At 67.0% G+C, this 17,261-nt stretch carries 18 protein-coding genes; 15 read left to right on the forward strand and 3 right to left on the reverse strand.

Annotated elements, in window-relative coordinates; all coding sequences use genetic code 11:
- The first annotated feature begins 163 nt into the window (after window positions 1-163).
- Both SH591_RS09705 and SH591_RS09710 read left to right on the forward strand, forming a co-directional pair.
- A complete protein-coding gene (locus tag SH591_RS09705) occupies window positions 164-2,275 on the forward strand; it encodes an AsmA family protein (protein ID WP_324748954.1) in 2,112 nt (703 codons plus the stop codon).
- 11 nt (window positions 2,276-2,286) lie between these two features.
- Window positions 2,287-2,718, forward strand: a complete 432-nt coding sequence (locus SH591_RS09710) for a VOC family protein (protein ID WP_324748955.1) — start codon at window positions 2,287-2,289, stop codon at window positions 2,716-2,718.
- Here SH591_RS09710 and SH591_RS09715 read toward each other — a convergent pair.
- Window positions 2,715-3,653 carry a ribose-phosphate pyrophosphokinase gene (locus tag SH591_RS09715; RefSeq protein ID WP_322831310.1) on the reverse strand — a complete coding sequence of 313 codons (939 nt, stop codon included), beginning with the start codon at window positions 3,651-3,653 and terminating at the stop codon, window positions 2,715-2,717. The two genes, SH591_RS09710 and SH591_RS09715, sit on opposite strands and share 4 nt — an antisense overlap.
- Before the next feature lie 102 nt (window positions 3,654-3,755).
- Here SH591_RS09715 and gltX point away from each other — a divergent pair, with 102 nt between their 5' ends.
- Window positions 3,756-5,090 (forward strand): glutamate--tRNA ligase, encoded by a 1,335-nt coding sequence (gltX, locus tag SH591_RS09720; protein WP_324748956.1) that lies wholly within the window; start codon window positions 3,756-3,758, stop codon window positions 5,088-5,090.
- A 127-nt stretch (window positions 5,091-5,217) separates the two neighbouring features.
- Complete coding sequence (locus SH591_RS09725; protein ID WP_324748957.1) at window positions 5,218-5,871, forward strand: energy transducer TonB; 654 nt, start codon at window positions 5,218-5,220, stop codon at window positions 5,869-5,871.
- A gap of 29 nt (window positions 5,872-5,900) precedes the next feature.
- Here SH591_RS09725 and SH591_RS09730 read toward each other — a convergent pair whose 3' ends face one another.
- On the reverse strand, window positions 5,901-7,052 hold the full coding sequence (locus SH591_RS09730) for a hypothetical protein (protein ID WP_324748958.1): 1,152 nt from the start codon (window positions 7,050-7,052) through the stop codon (window positions 5,901-5,903).
- 150 nt (window positions 7,053-7,202) lie between these two features.
- Between SH591_RS09730 and SH591_RS09735 the strand changes: the two genes are divergently transcribed.
- The 5 genes from SH591_RS09735 to ribH are packed head-to-tail and all read left to right on the forward strand — an operon-like array spanning window position 7,203 to window position 10,850.
- Window positions 7,203-7,520: a hypothetical protein gene (locus SH591_RS09735; protein WP_324748959.1), complete on the forward strand. Its 318-nt coding sequence runs from the start codon at window positions 7,203-7,205 to the stop codon at window positions 7,518-7,520.
- 17 nt (window positions 7,521-7,537) lie between these two features.
- Window positions 7,538-8,488: a bifunctional diaminohydroxyphosphoribosylaminopyrimidine deaminase/5-amino-6-(5-phosphoribosylamino)uracil reductase RibD gene (gene ribD, locus SH591_RS09740; RefSeq protein WP_324748960.1), complete on the forward strand. Its 951-nt coding sequence runs from the start codon at window positions 7,538-7,540 to the stop codon at window positions 8,486-8,488.
- Between the two features lies 1 nt (window position 8,489).
- Window positions 8,490-9,101, forward strand: a complete 612-nt coding sequence (locus SH591_RS09745; protein WP_324748961.1) for a riboflavin synthase — start codon at window positions 8,490-8,492, stop codon at window positions 9,099-9,101.
- Window positions 9,102-9,144: 43 nt separating this feature from the next.
- Complete coding sequence (ribB, locus tag SH591_RS09750; RefSeq protein ID WP_324748962.1) at window positions 9,145-10,425, forward strand: 3,4-dihydroxy-2-butanone-4-phosphate synthase; 1,281 nt, start codon at window positions 9,145-9,147, stop codon at window positions 10,423-10,425.
- Between the two features lie 2 nt (window positions 10,426-10,427).
- Window positions 10,428-10,850, forward strand: coding sequence for a 6,7-dimethyl-8-ribityllumazine synthase (gene ribH / locus SH591_RS09755; protein ID WP_324748963.1), 423 nt, complete (start codon window positions 10,428-10,430; stop codon window positions 10,848-10,850).
- Between the two features lie 3 nt (window positions 10,851-10,853).
- Here ribH and SH591_RS09760 read toward each other — a convergent pair whose 3' ends face one another.
- Window positions 10,854-11,942 carry an alkene reductase gene (locus SH591_RS09760; RefSeq protein ID WP_324748964.1) on the reverse strand — a complete coding sequence of 363 codons (1,089 nt, stop codon included), beginning with the start codon at window positions 11,940-11,942 and terminating at the stop codon, window positions 10,854-10,856.
- 52 nt (window positions 11,943-11,994) lie between these two features.
- Here SH591_RS09760 and SH591_RS09765 point away from each other — a divergent pair, with 52 nt between their 5' ends.
- The 6 genes from SH591_RS09765 (at window position 11,995) to ssb (ending at window position 17,054) form a co-directional block, all read left to right on the forward strand.
- Entirely contained in the window at window positions 11,995-12,897 is a 903-nt protein-coding gene (locus tag SH591_RS09765; RefSeq protein WP_324748965.1) for a DMT family transporter, read from the forward strand.
- Window positions 12,898-12,947: 50 nt separating this feature from the next.
- Window positions 12,948-13,607: a COQ9 family protein gene (locus SH591_RS09770; RefSeq protein WP_324748966.1), complete on the forward strand. Its 660-nt coding sequence runs from the start codon at window positions 12,948-12,950 to the stop codon at window positions 13,605-13,607.
- Window positions 13,607-14,353, forward strand: a complete 747-nt coding sequence (locus SH591_RS09775; protein WP_324748967.1) for a class I SAM-dependent methyltransferase — start codon at window positions 13,607-13,609, stop codon at window positions 14,351-14,353. Before SH591_RS09770 ends, SH591_RS09775 begins: the two co-directional genes overlap by 1 nt.
- A gap of 65 nt (window positions 14,354-14,418) precedes the next feature.
- Window positions 14,419-14,667 (forward strand): FeoA family protein, encoded by a 249-nt coding sequence (locus tag SH591_RS09780; protein WP_416385235.1) that lies wholly within the window; start codon window positions 14,419-14,421, stop codon window positions 14,665-14,667.
- Window positions 14,664-16,517, forward strand: a complete 1,854-nt coding sequence (feoB, locus tag SH591_RS09785; protein WP_324748968.1) for a ferrous iron transporter B — start codon at window positions 14,664-14,666, stop codon at window positions 16,515-16,517. Before SH591_RS09780 ends, feoB begins: the two co-directional genes overlap by 4 nt.
- Window positions 16,518-16,526: 9 nt before the next feature.
- Window positions 16,527-17,054: a single-stranded DNA-binding protein gene (ssb, locus tag SH591_RS09790; protein ID WP_322831322.1), complete on the forward strand. Its 528-nt coding sequence runs from the start codon at window positions 16,527-16,529 to the stop codon at window positions 17,052-17,054.
- Window positions 17,055-17,261 lie beyond the last annotated feature (207 nt).

Below are 17,261 nucleotides of genomic sequence, written 5' to 3' on the forward strand. Positions count from 1 at the left end.
TTCTGGCGCTTACGCGACATTTAAGAACGGCCACGGCAGCCCTTGACGCCGGGCAGTTCGATTTCTCCATAGCTGGAAAGAGGGCGCCTATACGGGGCGGAGGGCCCCAAGGCAAGGGGGGGGCGCGGAACAGAGCGGCCCCGAAACGGGTTCCTCCCGTGTCATGGACGCCACGACCACCGCCTCGGCCGAATCCCGGCGCGATGCCCGCAAGCAGCTGGGCGCGAATGCGCTTGGCATCGGCCTGTCGCTGCTGGCGACGATCGTCGGCCTGATCATCCTCGCCTGGGCGATCCTGTTCATCACCAAGGGCCGCTTCCTCAAGCCCTATTTCGAGGATTATGCAAGCGACCAGGCCCAGCGTCGCGTCGCCGTGGCGGGCGATTTCCAGCTCTATCTCAACCCGATCGACATCAAGTTCCTCGCCGAGGGGCTGACCATCGCCAACCCCGCCTGGGCGAGCCGCAAGAATTTCTTCGAATCAAAGCGTATCGACACCAGTATCGCGACGGTGCCTCTGATCTTCGGCGAGCGGCGGATGAACTGGCTCGACCTCGTCGACTCCAATGTCGACATGGAGTGGGATTCGACCGGCACTCGCAACACCTGGACGCTCGGCGATCCCAACCGCAAGGGCGAGACGCTCGAGCTGCCGCTGATCCGCCGCGCCAGCATTGTCGGCTCGGACCTGCGTTACCGTGCCCCGCAGATGGACTTCGTCGCCGACCTCAAGTTCGAAACGGTCCGCGCCCGCGACACCGCGTTCGAGAGCGACATCCGCTTCTCCGGCGGCGGCAGCTCGAAGGATAAGCCCTTCACCGTGTCGGGCAGCCTGATGTCGCCCAACCAGACGGTGCGCGGCGGCCGCAACAAGCTCGCTTTGCACGCGACCGGCGCCGGCAACGTGCTCGACGTCAGCGGCACCCTGCCGGGCGCGACCGAGATCGAGGGCGCGGACTTGAAGCTCGAGGTGCGCGGGCCCAACATCCACTCGCTGTTCGATTTCCTCGGCGTGGTCGTGCCCGACACGCGCCGCTACCGCTTCACCTCGAACCTCACCAAGCGCGACGACCGCTGGCGCTTCACCGGGCTGCGCGGCACGTTCGGCGACAGCGATCTCGCGGGCGCGATGACGATCTCGATGCCGGCCAACCGCTTGCGCATCGATGCCGATCTCACCAGCCGCGTGCTCGACATCATCGATGCCGGTCCTTGGGTCGGCTATGATCCCGAGCGGCTCGACCGGATGGGACCGAGCGGTGCGATCGAGAGCGAGGGCGGCCGGCCGCGGGTGCTGCCCGATGCCTCGCTCGACGTCGCCGGGCTCCGCGCCTTCGACGCCCATGTCGATTATCGAGTCCGCACCGTGCGGATGGAGAATTTCCCGGTCTCGAACATCGGCCTGACGCTCGATCTCGATCGCAGCCTGCTCAAGCTCTCGCCGCTTACTTTCGACGTCGCCGGCGGCCACTTCGCATCCGATATCGTCATCAACGCGCGGGGCCGGCCGGTCCGCACCGATTACGACATCCGCCTGTCGCCGACCCGCATGGGGCTGCTGCTCGCCAAGTTCGGGGCCGACCAGTCCGGCACGACCGGCCTCGTCAAGGCGCGCGTCCAGCTCAAGGGCACGGGCGATTCAGTACGCGAATCGCTGGCCAGCTCAAACGGGCGGATCGCCTTCATCATGCCGGCCGGCACCTTCTGGACGCGCAACGTTCAATTGTCCGAGCTCGATATCGGCACCTTCGTCCAAAAGATGTGGGAGAAGAAGCTGGCCGAGCCGGTCCTGATCAATTGCGGCCTGATCGCCTTCACCGTGCGCAACGGCATCGCCGCCGCCGATCCGATCCTGATCGACACCAAGAAGAACGTCATTGGCGGCCGCGGCGGCTTCAGCTTCAAGACCGAGTCGCTCGATCTCGCCATCGAGGCCGACGCCAAGACGTTCAGCGCCTTCTCCGCCCAGTCGCCGATCGGAGTCGGCGGCTATTTCGCGGCGCCGAGTATCGATCCGATCAGCGGCGAGATGGTGGCGCGGGCCGGCATCGGCATCGGGCTCGGCGTCCTCGTCAGCCCGCTCGCGGCGATCATCGCCTTCGTCGACCCTGGCGATGCCGAGCCGACCAATTGCGGCCCGGTGCTCGCCGGGGCGCGCGCCGCGTCCCAGCGCGAGAAGGACGGTGGCCCGGTCCAGAATATCGGCACCGGCAAATCGGCGAATCCGGATGACAAGCCGAAGAAGAAGCGGAAGAAGTTCCTCGGCATCTTCTGAGGGGAGCGACCATGCCCGTCCGCCCGGCGATCATCCCGTGTCTGGTCTATCGCGACGCCCATGCCGCGATCGACTTCCTCTGCGCAGCATTCGGCTTTAGTCGCCACGCCATCTTCGAGAATGCGGACCGCAGCCGGGTCGAGCATGCCCAGCTCACGCTTGAAGGCAATATGGTCATGCTGAGCTCGCCAGCGCCGGCCGGCGCCGAGGACCGGCTCGGCATGGTCCCGCCGGCCGATGTCGGCGGCAAGGTCACGTCCTGCCTCTATATCGTGGTTGACGATCCCGATGCCCATCACGCCCGCGCGGCCGCGGCCGGGGCAAAGGTCATCACCCCGCCGCACGACCCGGATCATGGCGGCCGCAGCTACGAGGTCCGCGACCTCGAGGGTAATGTCTGGAGCTTCGGCAGCTACGATCCATTCGCGATCTTCGAGAATTAATCGAAGAGGCTGGACACCGAAGTCTCGTCGGCGATGCGGCGGACCGCCTCGGCAAGCAGGGGGGCGATCGTCAGGATGCGGATCTTTGACGTGGCGGCGGCGGCTTCGTGCACCGCGCCGATCGAATCGGTCACCACCAGTTCGCGCAGTTCGGAGGTCTCGACGCGCGACACCGCGGCTCCGGAAAGGACGCCGTGGGTGCAATAAGCGACCACGTCCTCGGCCCCCCCCGCCTTGAGCGCGGCCGCGGCGTTGCACAGGGTGCCGGCCGAATCGACGATGTCGTCGATCAGGATGCAGAAGCGGCCGGAAACGTCGCCGATGATGTTCATCACTTCGGATTCGCCCGGCTTCTCGCGGCGCTTGTCGACGATCGCCAGCGGGGCGTTGTCGAGGCGCTTGGCGAGCGCGCGGGCGCGGACCACGCCGCCGACGTCGGGCGAAACGACGGTGATGTTGCGGCCGGCGAAGCGCGCCTGGATGTCGGCCGACATCACCGGCGCCGCGTAGAGATTGTCGGTGGGGATGTCGAAGAAGCCCTGGATCTGGCCCGCATGCAGGTCGATCGAGAGGATGCGGTCGGCGCCGGCGACGGTGATCAGGTTGGCGACCAGCTTGGCCGAGATCGGCGTGCGCGGACCCGGCTTACGGTCCTGGCGGGCATAGCCGAAATAGGGGATGACGGCGGTGATGCGCTTGGCCGACGAGCGCTTCAGCGCGTCGATGCAGATCAAAAGCTCCATCAGGTTGTCGTTGGCCGGATAGGCGGTCGACTGGACGACGAACACGTCCTCGCCGCGCACGTTCTCGTGAATCTCGACGAACACTTCTTCGTCGGCGAAGCGCCGGACGGAGGCGTCGGTGATCGGCAGCTCGAGATAGGACGCAATGTCCTTCACGAGCTGAAGATTGGAATTGCCCGACATCAACTTCATCGAAATATCCCCGAAATGCGGCTGCACGTCCCCCTTATAGCCAGATGCCTTGAAGGCAAGGGGGCGTTGCCCGCAGGGGGCTAGCCGCATAGGAGGCGCGACATGACAGTAACCACGCGCTTCGCGCCTTCCCCGACCGGTCGGCTGCATGTCGGCAACATCCGCACGGCGCTCCACAATTGGCTGTGGGCGAAGAAGCATAGCGGGCGCTTCATCCTCCGGCTCGACGATACCGACGCGGAACGCTCGACCGAGGAAAATGCCGAGGCGATCCGGCGTGATCTCGCCTGGCTGGGGCTCGCGCCCGACGAAGAGCATCGCCAGTCGCAGCGTTTCGACCGCTACGAGGCGGCGCTGGAAACCCTGCGCGCGATCGGCCGGGCCTATCCGGCCTATGAGACGGCGCAGGAACTCGATCTCAAGCGCAAGGTCCAGCTCGGCCGCGGCAAGCCGCCGGTCTACGATCGCGCCGCGCTTGCCCTGACGGAAGCGGAGAAAGCGAAGCTCGAGGCCGAAGGCCGCCGCCCGCACTGGCGCTTCAAGCTCGATCATGCGGCGCCGATCGAATGGCACGACCTCGTCCGCGGCCCCCAGCATATCGATCCGTCCCTGCTGTCCGATCCGGTAATCCGGCGCGAGGACGGAAGCTGGCTCTACATGCTGCCGAGCGCGGTCGACGATATCGACATGGGCGTCACCCACGTCGTGCGCGGCGAGGACCATGTCACCAACACCGCCCTGCAGATCCAGATGTTCGAGGCCTTGGGCGCCGCGTCGCCGGCCTTCGCGCACGAAGCCCTTCTGGTCGGTTCGGAGGGCAAGCTCTCCAAGCGCCTCGGTTCATTGGGCGTCGAGGCGATGCGCGAAGCCGGAATCGAGCCGATGGCGCTGATCGCCAAGCTCGCCCGCATCGGCACCAGCCAGCCGGTCGAGGCCTTCGCCGGCCCCGGGCCGCTGGTCGAGAGCTTCGACTTTGCCACGTTCGGGCGCGCGCCCGCCCGCTTCGACATGGACGAGCTTGCCACGCTCAACGCCCGCATCGTCCACCAGCTTCCCTTCGCCGCCGTGGCGGACCGTCTCCCGGAAGGCATGGCCGAGGACGCCTGGGTCGCGATCCGGCCCAACCTCCGCAGCGTCGCGGAGGCCGCCGACTGGTGGCACATCGTCGAGGGGCCGGTGGAGCATAAGGCCGCGGACTCAGATCGCGACTTCATCGCCGCCGCCGCCGACGTGGCCGGCTCGATCGACTGGTCCGATGCGCCGTGGAAGGCGCTGACGGCGGCGCTCAAGGAGCGGACCGGCCGCTCGGGAAAATCCCTGTTCCTGCCGCTGCGCCAGGCCCTCACCGGTCGCGACAGCGGGCCGGAAATGGCGCCTCTGGTCGCGCTGATCGGCAAGGACCAGAGTCTTGCCCGCCTGAGGGCTGCCGCCGCCTGATCCGCCGCCAGCCGGATTTTTCACGCGCCCGGCAATTTCACTAAGCAATGCTATAGTATATCATTAAGAGATGTTGTAACATCCTTATTGCAGCTGCCAAAGGCGGCGCAGCACAGGAGAAGTGGTCATGCGTGATGGAGGTTTCCTCGAGCCTAAACGGACCAACGGCGCCAGCCTTGCGGTCGTCATCCTGCTCCACGGCGCGGCGATCACCGCGCTTGCCTTGTCGAAGATGGAATATGTGCAGCTTACGCCGCCGGTCCTGAAAGGCTACAACGTCCCCATAAAGGATCCGCCGCCGCCGCGGCCCGTCGAGACAAAGCCGGAGGCGCCCCAGGTCAAATCGGTGGTCACGTCCGTCCGTCCGGAAGTGAAGACGAACGTCACCCCCGAGCGGCTCGCGACCGAGCCCCTGGTCGAGCCGCAGCCCTACGATCCCTTCCCGGGCGAAGCGATCACGATGAAGGAGCCCGCCGATCCGCCCAAGCCGTTGCCGGCGGTCCGAGTCGAGGCGAAGATCGATCCGCGGAGCGACCTTCAGCCGCCCTATCCCGCGTCCGAGCAGCGCGCTGGCAATGAGGGGTCGGTGACTGTCCGGCTGCTGGTCGGAACCGACGGCCGCGTCAAGGCGGTGGAGAAGGTGCGCGCCGCCAGCGATGCCTTCTGGCGGGCCACGGAGCGTCATGCATTGCGCGCCTGGCGCTTCACCCCGGCCCGCGTCGACGGCAAGCCGGTGGAAGGCTGGACGACTATCACATGCTATTTCAGGCTCACCGATTGAGCCAACCGGCGCTGCCCGTCCGGCATCCCTCAGCCGAACAGGTAGCGCCTCGTGTCCGGGTTCTCCCGGCGCCACATCACGTTGTCGAGGAAGTAATGATGCACGTTGATCGCGATCCAGAAGACAAACAGGAACAGGGCGCCCCCGAACAGCTTCGCGTCATAGGGAACATATGCCTTGGCCAGCAGCGGCAGGCCCCAGAAACCGAGGAAGCCGAGGGCAACCCCTGAGACCGCGAAAATGCCGAGATGGGCGCGCCAATGGTCGCCGAAGATCGCCCGGGCCAGGGAGCCCTTCTTATACACGTCGGTGGCGAGCTGCGCCTTCTCGTAGTTGCTCTGGTAGCGCCACACGACCACTAGATATTGCAGGGAATGAAACGCCGGCACGACCAGCAGCCATAACGGGTTGATGCGCACGAAGGCCAGCCACAGATATAGACTGACCAGATAGGCCATGACACCATTTGCGGGCAGGCTGCCGGCCGAGCGCCAGCGCTTGGCGAACGTCCACAGGGTCGCGGCCCCGGCCATAAGGGCAAGAATTGCGGCGGCGGTGACGATCGGCGCGGGAATCGCAAAGCTGTAATAATGCAGCCCCCACATTTCGGTCTCGCGCATCGTGGCGTTGATGCTTAGCCACGCATAGCCCCAGACCGCGTAGCAATTGACCAGGAAGATTTTCTTCTCCCGGTCGTTGAAGAAGCGGCGTTTCAAGGCCGCGTCGACCATCAGCATGCCGTAGCCCTGCTTCACATAATGCCAGCCGACGAACAGCGCCATGAAGTTGCCGCCCAGTCCCAGTAGGCGGGCGTCGCCGCGGGCTATGGCGTAGGCGCAGAAGGCGACGAGCATCACAGGAACGATGATCCCCGCAAACACGTAGCGCGCTTGCATCGTGCGCCCGAGCGAAGGCGTGAAGGCCTTGGTGCGGAAGCGACGGTAGAAGATCTGGTAGGAATGCCCGAAATGCGGGTGGTTGATGAAATGGGCCACGAGCAGCATCAGCGCCGCCACCGATGCGCGATATTGCTCGGCCGGCACCAGCAGGAGGAGCGGCAGCACGAACAGCGAACTGCCCCCCAGGCAGAGGAAATCGACGACCGGGCCGTACAAATAGCGTTTGTCGGCCGGGGCGGCCGGAGCCGCGACCATGGGCGGATCGGCATATTGTGTCAGCACGACGTCTTCGCCTCAACGTGAAAGGGCGCAGGGTAGGGTTTCTTCCCTACCGGATGGTTAACCCACTCCCGGTCCGTCGCGCCGATGCCGGCTCCCCGCGCGATGCGCAGGGACTGGCGCTCGGGCCGTGGCGCTCCTATCTTCCGCGCCATGGCCTTACCCCGCCCCGCTTCTCCCCGCGCCCTTTGGGCGGACCTTCGCGCCTTCACCCGCGAGCGCAGCCGCGTTCAGTGGATTGCCGCGGCGGTCGCGGTGCTGATGCCGGTGATCATCATCATCGGCTTCATCACCGATGCCCGCACCAACATCGCGCCGGGCGAGCAGCTGATCTACGTCGACAGCTGGTCGACCAATCGCACCGATGCGGAAATCTTGGCAGAGCAGAAGCGGCGCCAGGCCGAGCGCGAGGCGGCGCAGGCCGAACGCCAGCGCCAGTTCAAGAGGCTCGAGGAAAAGCTCGACTTCTGATGGAAGAATCGGCGTGGATGAAAGCTGCGATCGCCCTCGGGGACCGCGGCCGCGGCACGACCGCGCCCAATCCCCATGTCGGTTGCATCCTCGTGCGCGGGGGCGAGGCGGTCGGTCAGGGCTTCACCCAGCCGGGCGGCCGCCCCCATGCCGAGGCGGTGGCGCTCGCCGAAGCGGCGGACAGGGCGCGCGGCGCCACCGCCTTCGTGACGCTTGAGCCCTGCGCCCATGACAGCCCCCGCGGCCCGGCCTGCGCCGATCTGCTGGTCGAGGCCGGCGTGTCGCGCGTCGTCGCCGCGCTGACCGATCCCGATCCGCGCACCAACGGCGAAGGCTTCGCGCGGCTGCGCGCCGCCGGGATCGAAGTCTCGGTGGGGGTGGGAGCCGAGGGGGCCGCTCGCTCGCTCGCCGGCTTCGTCAGCCGGATCCGGCTTGGCCGCCCCTATGTGACGCTGAAGCTCGCCATGTCGATCGACGGCAAGATCGCGCTACCGTCGGGCGAGAGCCGCTGGATCACCGGCGAGGATGCGCGCGCCAACGTGCACTGGGAGCGCGCGCGCTGCGACATGATCCTGGTCGGCCGCGGCACGCTCGAGGCCGACCGGCCCCGCCTTGACGTCCGCCTGCCCGGTCTCGAGGATCGCTCCCCGCGCCGCGCTTTGCTGACCCGCGGGACCGCGCCCGAAGGGTGGACGCGCCTCGGCGCGCCCGAGGAAATATTCGGCCTCGCCGACATCAACGACCTGCTGGTCGAGGGCGGCGCCGGGGCGGCGTCCGCTTTCCTCGCCGCCGACCTCGTCGATCGCCTGCTCATCTATCGCGCCCCGATCCTGATCGGCGAGGGCCGCTCGGCGCTCGGCTATATCGGGCTCACCGCCTTGGCCGACGCCCATCAGCGCTGGGCCCTGACCGGCATCGAAACGCTTGGCAGGGACCGGCTCGAAGTCTACGAGCGCGACCGAGACTGACATGTTCACCGGCATCATCACCGACATCGGCCGCCTCGAGGCCGTCGAACAGCGCGGCGACCTGCGCGCCACGATCGCCTGTGGCTACGACATGGCCACGGTCGATCTCGGCGCCTCGATCGCCTGCTCGGGCGTCTGCCTGACGGTGGTCGACAAGGGCGAGGGCTGGTTCGCGGTCGATATCTCCGGCGAGACCCTGAGCCGCAGCGTGCCCGGAATGTGGCAGCAGGGCCGCCGCCTCAATCTCGAGCGCCCGCTGCGCGTCGGCGACGAGCTTGGCGGCCATATCGTCACCGGTCATGTCGACGGCCTCGGCACGATCGAGGCGGTCCTGGCCGAAGGCGGCTCGACGCGCATCACGATCCTGATCGACGACGCGATCGCGCCCTATCTCGCCGCCAAGGGTTCGGTGACGCTCGACGGCGTGTCGCTGACCGTCAACGAGGTCGAGAATCTCTCCGACGGCGCCCGATTCACCGTGAACATCATCCCCCACACCGCCGCCCAGACCACGCTGGGAGCGCTGGCGCCCGGCGGCAACGTCAATATAGAGATCGACGTGCTGGCACGCTACATCGGGCGCATGCTGGCCTATCGTCCCAGCCGAGTGTGATTTCATATTGCGGTATCACATCGTCGTGTGATATTTGGTCGATATGAGCACGATTCTGATCGACCGCCTGACCGAACTCGTAACATCCGGTGAGATGTCGCGTGCGGGTCTCGCCCGCGCCGCGGGTCTCCATGCCAATTCGCTGCGCCGGATGGGCGAGGCGGACTGGAACCCCACCGCCGACACCTTGCTGAAGCTCGAGAAATTCCTCGCCAGCGGCAGCCGGGGCGTGATGGCAACGCCCGAGCAGATCATCGACGAGGCGCGCAACGGCCGCATGTTCATCCTCGTCGACGACGACGACCGCGAAAATGAGGGCGATCTCATCATCCCCGCGCAGATGGCGACGCCGGACGCGATCAACTTCATGGCCAAGCACGGCCGCGGCCTGATCTGCCTGGCCATGTCGAAGCAGCGGGTCGATCAGCTCGGCCTCGGCCTGATGAGCCGGCACAACGGCACGCGGCACGAAACCGCCTTCACCACCTCGATCGAGGCGCGGGACGGAGTCACCACCGGTATCTCGGCCGGCGACCGCGCCCGCACCATCGCCGTCGCAATCGACGCGTCGAAGGGGCCGGAGCATATCGTCACGCCCGGCCACGTCTTTCCCCTGGTCGCCAAGGAAGGCGGCGTCCTGATCCGCGCCGGCCACACCGAGGCCGCAGTCGACGTCTCCCGCCTGGCCGGGCTCAACCCCTCCGGCGTGATCTGCGAGATCATGAAGGAAGACGGGACGATGGCGCGGATGGACGACCTCGTCGTCTTCGCCCAGCTGCATGGCCTCAAGATCGGCACGATCCGCGACCTCATCGCCTATCGCCTGAAGAAGGACCATCTCGTCGAGCAGACGTCCGAGGCGCAGTTCGAAAGCCACTGGGGCGGCACCTGGACTGCCAAGAGCTTCCTCAACAAGGCGTCCGGCACCGAGCAGATCGCCCTCGTCAAGGGCAGGATCGAGCAGGACAAGCCGGTGCTCGTCCGCATGCACCAGCTCAGCTTCTTCTCGGACGTGTTCGCCGAGGCCAATGCCCGCAGCGGCCTGCTCGCCGGGGCGATGAAGGCGGTCGCCGAGGAAGGGGCGGGCATCATCGTCCTGCTCACCCGCTCGACGCCCATCTCCGCGATCCTCGACGCCCATTCCGGCAAGGCCGAGCCCCGGGATATGGAAGAGCTCCGCGATTATGGCGGCGGCGCGCAGATTCTGTCGGCGCTCGGCGTCCATGAGATGACCCTGCTCACCAACACCCACCATACCCCGGTCGCGCTCGGCGGCTACGGCCTCAAGATCGTCGGCGAACGGCCGATCCCGCTGGAGAATTGAGAATGGCGAAGCTGCTGATCGTCGAAGCGCGCTTCTACGACCATCTCAACGACCTGCTGATCGAGGGCGCGCGCACCGCGCTCGAGCAGGCCGGCCACAGCCACGAGACCGTCACCGTCCCCGGCGCGCTCGAGATCCCGGCCGCGATCGCGCTGGCCGCGGAGAGCGGCCGCTATGACGGCTATGTCGCGCTCGGCGTCGTAATCCGCGGCGAGACCTACCATTTCGAGATCGTCGCCGGCGAGAGCGCGCGCGGCCTGATGGCGCTCACCATGGACGGCCTCGCCATCGGCAACGGCATCCTCACCGTCGAGAACGAGGCGCAGGCGCTCACCCGCGCTCGCCGCGACGAGAAGGACAAGGGCGGCGAGGCAGCCAAGGCCGCGATCGCCCTGATGAAACTGAAGGAGCGCTTCGGCGCCTGAGCTTCAGTCGGGGTCGGTGCCCGACGCCGGATAATCGACATAGCCTTCCGGGCCCTGGCTGTACCAGGTCGCCATGTCGTCGGGCGCCAGCTCGGCCCCCTTTGCGATCCGGTCGACCAGGTCCGGGTTGGAAATGAACGGCCGGCCGAAGCTGATCGCGTCGGCCGCGCCCTCTTCCAGCGCCGATTCCGCCGCGCCGTGCGTGTAGTCGGAATTGAGCACGAGCGGGCCGGGAAACGCCTTGCGGATCAGCGGCGCGATCGGATCGACCTCGCCCTTGCCGAACGTGCCCTCGCGACCCGGCTCGCGCAGCTCGAGGAAGGCGATGCCGATCTCGGCGAGCGCTTCGGCCGCCGCGGTGAACAGGGGCCCCGGATCGCTGTCGTTGACGCCCTGCGAATCGCCGTTGGGCGAGAGGCGGACGGCGGTACGGTCGGCGCCGACCACGTCGGTGATCGCACTGGTGACCTGGCGCAGCAGCCGCACCCGATTCTCGATCGAGCCGCCATAATCGTCGTCGCGCAGGTTGGAATTGTCGCGCAGGAACTGGTCGATGAGATAGCCGTTCGCGGCGTGCAACTGCACTCCGTCGAATCCGGCCATCATCGCGTAGCCGGCGGAACGGGCATAATCGTCGAGCAGATCGGGGATCTCGTCGAGCGCGAGCGCGCGGGCCTCCTCATAGGGCGCCCGGCCTTCGTAAGTGTGTGCCTTGTAGGGCGCCGTGGTGACCGAGGCCGAGACCGGCGCCTCCCCGTCCAGAAAGCTGGGATGGACGAGCCGCCCCATATGCCAGAGCTGGCAGAAGATGCGGCCGCCCGCTTCGTGGACCGCGTCGGTGATCGGCTTCCACGCCTCCATCTGCTCCTGGGTCCAGATGCCCGGCGCGTAGGGCCAGCCCAGGCCCTGCCGGCTGATTCCCGTTCCTTCGGAGATGATCAGGCCGGCGCCGGCGCGCTGGGCGTAATAATCGCGCATGATTTCGGTCGGCACATGCTCGCGGGTGGCGCGGGCGCGGGTCATCGGCGCCATCATGATGCGGTTGGGGCAGGTAATGGCACCGATCGTGATCGGGTCGAGCAGGCTGGGCATCGGCGCTCCTTGACGGACGGGAGCGACCGGTCCTAGCGGGTTGCAGATTGCAATGCACCAACCTCCATCACCTCCGGCCGCGCACACCGGGCGCTATGCCTTCGCCGCGCTGATCGTCGCGAACCTGTTCCTGGCGCTCGGGCCGTGGATGGTCCGGCTGACCGATGTGGGGCCGGTCGCCGCGGGCTTCTGGCGCCTCGCTCTGGCGATTCCCTTGCTGCTCTTGCTGGCCCGCTACGGGGGCAAGGGCCCGGCGGTGCGCTTCCGCCTGTCCTGGGCGATGGCGCTGATGATCGTCATCGGCGGCTTCTTCTTCGCCGCGGATCTCGCTGCCTGGCATTATGGAATCGTCCGCACCAAGCTCGCCAACGCCACCTTGTTTGGCAATTTCGCGAGCTTCATCTTCGCCTTCTACGGCTTCGTGATGCTGCGCACGCTGCCGCGGCCGGCGCAGGCCGGAGCGCTTGTCCTCGCCATTGCCGGCACCGCGTTCCTGCTCGGCAACAGCTATGAGCTTAGCCCCAAGAATTTCGCGGGGGACCTGTTCGCGATCCTCGCCGGCGTCTTCTATTTCTTCTACCTGATCACGATCGATCGCGCGCGCCAGTCGCTGGCGCCGATGCCGGTGCTGGCCCTCTCGACCATCGCCGGCACCTTGCCGCTGCTCATTTTTGCCCTGGCGTTGGGCGAGCAGGTCATGCCGCAGGATTGGACGCCGCTCCTCCTGCTTTCGCTCGGCAGCCAGGTCGTCGGCCAGGGGCTGCTGGTCTACTCGATGGGCTATCTGTCGCCGGTCGTGGTCGGGCTCGGCCTGCTCACCCAGCCGGCGGTCTCGGCTCTGGTCGGCTGGCTCGCTTACGACGAGCGGCTAGGGACGACCGATCTGGTCGGCGGGCTGATGATCTGCGCCGCTCTGGTGCTGATCCGGCTGCCCGAGCGCGGCCGTGCCGCCTGAGCTTGCATCGCTCCCGCGGTGCGCACATCTAGGCGACAGGGAGAGCCGCGATGATTGAACCCCGGGACATGACTCTGGACGAACTGCGGGCCGCGCTCGCGCCGCTGATCCCCGCCAATGCCGTGTTCGACGGTTGGAGCGACGAGGCCCTCGCCATGGCCGCTTCCCAGCTTGGCGTTCCCGCCGAGCGGGCGCGCCTGTGCTTCCCCGGCGGCGCCGTCGAGATGATCGACGCCTGGTTCGACGCGGTCGACCGCGCGATGGCCCAGGCCTGGCCGCTGGAGCGAGTCGCCCGCCTCAAGATCCGCGAGCGCATCCGCGACCTCGTCCTCTACCGCATCGGGGTGGTCAACCCGCACAAGGAAGCGTTGCGCCGCGCGCTCGCCATCCTCGCATTGCCGCAGAATGCGCTCGCCGGGCCCCGGCTTGCTTGGCGCGCCGCCGACCGGATGTGGCGCATCGCCGGCGATACCGCGACCGACTTCAACCATTACAGCAAGCGCGCGATTCTCGCCGGACTCTACGCCGCGACGATGCTCGTCTATCTGGATGACGAGACCGAGGAATTGTCGACGACGCGCGGCTTCCTCGATCGCCGGATCGACGACGTGATGAAGTTCGAAAAGACCAAGGCGCAGTGGCGCGGCAGCCGCGAGCGCCTGCCAAGCCTCAGCCGCTTCCTCGGGCGGTTGCGCTACCCCGTCGTATAGTGGTCGCCTTCAAGGACCATTTCTCCAGCCATTCCGCCGATTATGCGGCGCACCGGCCGGCCTATCCGGATGCCCTGGCCGATTATCTTGCCGGCCTAGCTCCCGATCGGCGGCTGGCGCTCGATTGCGGATGCGGCTCGGGGCAGCTGTCGCGCCTCCTCGGCGATCGGTTCGAACGGGTCGTCGCCACCGACGCGAGCGCTGCGCAGATCGCGAAGGCCGGGCCGCATCCCCACGTGGAATATCGCGTCGCACCGGCGGAGGAGAGCGGCCTTGCCGCTGGCAGCGTCGCTCTGGTCACTGCCGCCCAGGCCGCGCACTGGTTCGATCTCGACGCCTATTATGCCGAGGTTCGCCGCGTCGGCCGCTCCGGCGCCGTGGCCGCGCTGATCAGCTATGGAATGGCCCATATCGCGCCGGAGATCGACCGCGTCGTCGGCCGCCTCCATGACGAGACTCTCGCACCTTTCTGGCCGCCCGAGCGCCGCCACGTCGAGGACGGCTATCGTTCGCTCGACTTTCCGTTCGACGAGATCAACGCGCCCCGCTTCGCGATCGAGCTGGAATGGCGACTCGCCGGGATGCTCGCCTATCTCGACACCTGGTCGGCGGTTCGCCGGATGGAGCAAGCGACAGGGCGGGGCCGTTTCGAAGCCTTCGCCGCGGAGCTGAATGCCGCATGGGGCGATCCGGCCGTCATCCGGCGTGTCACCTGGCCGCTCGCGCTGCGCGTCGGCCGGCTCTGACATTCGCCGCTGGCTTTTCCTTTTCGTTATTGATAATCACTCGCATCAAGAATGATGTGGATGCGATGACCCTGCGCCTCGACCAACTGCCTTTCCGTACTCCCGCGACCGTCACCAGGGTCGAATGGACCTCCCTGACTCCGATCGAGGCGCGCCGCCTGCGCAATCTCGGCCTCGACGAAGGGGTGTCGATCGAAGCTCTGCACGGCGGGCCGGTGGGCCGCGATCCGCTGGCAATCCGAATCGGGCGGATGATGGTGGCGATCCGCCGCTCCCACGCCCAGGCAGTCATGGTCGAAGCGACCGCAGCATGACCTCCATCCCATTGGTCGCGGTCGTCGGCAATCCCAATGCCGGCAAGAGCGCCTTGTTCAACATGCTGACCGGCGCCCGCCAGAAGGTCGGCAATTATCCGGGCGTCACGGTCGAGCGCAAATCGGGCCGGCTCTCCCTCCCCGACGGCCGCCCGGTCGAGCTGGTCGATCTCCCCGGCGCCTACAGTCTCGATCCGTCGAGCCCCGACGAAGAGGTCACCCGCGACGTCGTGCTCGGCAAGCAACAGGGCGAGCGGCTGCCCGACGCGTTGCTGCTGGTGCTCGACGCGACCAACCTCGACAACCATCTCCGCTTCGCGCTGCAGATCATCGCACTCGGCCTGCCGACGGTGATCGCGCTCAATATGGTCGACCTCGCCCGTCGCGACGGGCTCGAGATCGATCCGCAGGCGCTCGAGCGCGAGCTCGGCGTGCCTGTGGTCGAAACGGTGGCGGTGCGCCGCCGCGGTGGCGACGAGATCAAGGAAGCCCTGAGCGGGGCGGTCGGCACTGCCCGCCGCGTCCGCGCCGGCGACGGCGCGGAGGAGCGCGACATCGCGGCCCTGCAGCGGCGCGCCCGCGCCATCGCCCGCACCGCGACGGTCGGCGAGACCGGCGCGCGGCGTTGGACCCACTTCATCGATCATGTCGTGCTCCACCCGCTGGCGGGGCCCCTGATCTTCGCCTCCATCATGTTCCTGATGTTCCAGGCCGTGTTCGCCTGGTCGGAAGCGCCGATCGGCTGGCTCGAGGATCTGATCGCGTCCAGCCAGGGGCTGGTGGTGGATGCGCTTCCGTCCGGCTTCCTGCGCTCGATGCTGGTCGACGGCGTGCTCGGCGGTGTCGGCGCGGTGATCGTCTTCCTGCCGCAGATCCTGATCCTGTTCCTGTTCATCCTGCTGCTCGAGGCGACCGGCTACATGGTCCGCGCCGCCTTCCTGATGGATCGGCTGATGGCGCGCGTCGGCCTGTCGGGCCACGCCTTCATTCCGCTTCTCTCCTCCTTCGCCTGCGCGGTTCCGGGAATCATGGCGACGCGGACGATCGAGGATCCCAAGCACCGCATCACCACCATCCTGATCGCGCCGCTGATGACCTGTTCGGCGCGGCTGCCGGTCTATGCCGTGATCATCGGCGCCTTCATCCCGGCGACGAGCGTCGGCTGGGGCGTCGGCCTGCAGGGGTTGGTGTTGTTCGGCCTCTACGCGCTCGGCATCGTCGGCGCCTTGCTCGCCGCGCTCGTCCTGCGCCGCACCGTTGCCAAAGGCAGCCACCAGGGCTTCATGATGGAGATGCCCAAATATCAGGTGCCGAGCATCCGCGACGTCGCGATCGGCCTGTGGACGCGCGCGATGATCTTCCTGAAGCGCGCCGGCACGATCATCCTCATCTCGACGATCGTGCTGTGGGCCCTGCTGTCCTTCCCGCAGCCCAAGCCGGGCGAGACCGCGCTCGACAGCTCGATCGCCGGCAGGATCGCCTCGGTGCTCGAGGTCGGCCTCCGCCCGATCGGCTTCAATCACGAAATCGCTTTGGCTTTGGTGCCGGCGATGGCGGCGCGCGAAGTGGCGGTCTCGGCGCTGGCGACGGCTTATTCGATCCAGACCGACGACGAGACCAAGGCCGAGCAGTCGCTGACCGAGCAGCTGCGCGGACGCTGGTCGCTGCCCACCGCTCTCGCCTTCCTCGCCTGGTTCGTGTTCGCGCCGCAATGTTTATCCACAGTTGCGGTGACCAGACGCGAAACGAACGGCTGGAAATGGCCGGCCTTCATGCTAGCGTACCTCTTTGCGCTGGCCTACCTGGCCGCAGGCGCGACCTTCTGGGCGGCCACCGCTCTCGGTCTTTAGGAGAAGTCCATGGCGGGCAGCGTCAATAAAGTCATTCTGGTCGGCAATCTCGGCAACGATCCCGAATCCCGCTCCTTCGCCAATGGCGGCGAGGTCGTAAACCTGTCGGTCGCGACGACCGAGAGCTGGAAGGACCGCGACGGCAACAAGCAGGAGCGGACCGAGTGGCACCGCGTCGTGATCTTCAACGAAAATCTCGGCAAAGTCGCCAAATCCTATCTCCGCAAGGGCTCGAAGGTCTATCTCGAGGGCCAGCTCCAGACCCGCAAGTGGCAGGACAATAGCGGCCAGGACAAATATTCGACCGAGGTCGTGCTGCAGCGCTTCCGCGGCGAACTCGTCCTGCTCGACAGCCGCGGCGGCGGTGCGGGCGGCGGCGGTGGCGGCTCCAGTTATGGCGACGATTTCGGCGGCGGCGGCGGTGGCGGCTATGAAAGCGGCGGCTTCGGCGCCGGCAGCAGCGGCGGCCAGGCGCGTCCGCAGTCCCGCCCGGCGCCGGCGTTCGACAGCGATCTCGACGACGACGTCCCTTTCTAAGAACTGCCTTCTTCGCAATATGAACGGAGCGGCTCTTTCCCCACGGAAGGAGCCGTTTTGTTTTGGCCCTCGGCCGACAACGGACCGAACAAGCTGAAACCATCAATCTTTTCAGGCGCCTGGCCGTTATTTTGGGGGTCGGAGGCGTCACGATTGGAACAGGCGTCAGCGCCCTGCGCTTGTGGGTCAGACCAGCCGAGGAGCGAC

Source organism: Sphingomonas sp. LY54 (genome assembly GCF_035594035.1).
Classification (GTDB): Bacteria; Pseudomonadota; Alphaproteobacteria; order Sphingomonadales; family Sphingomonadaceae; genus Allosphingosinicella.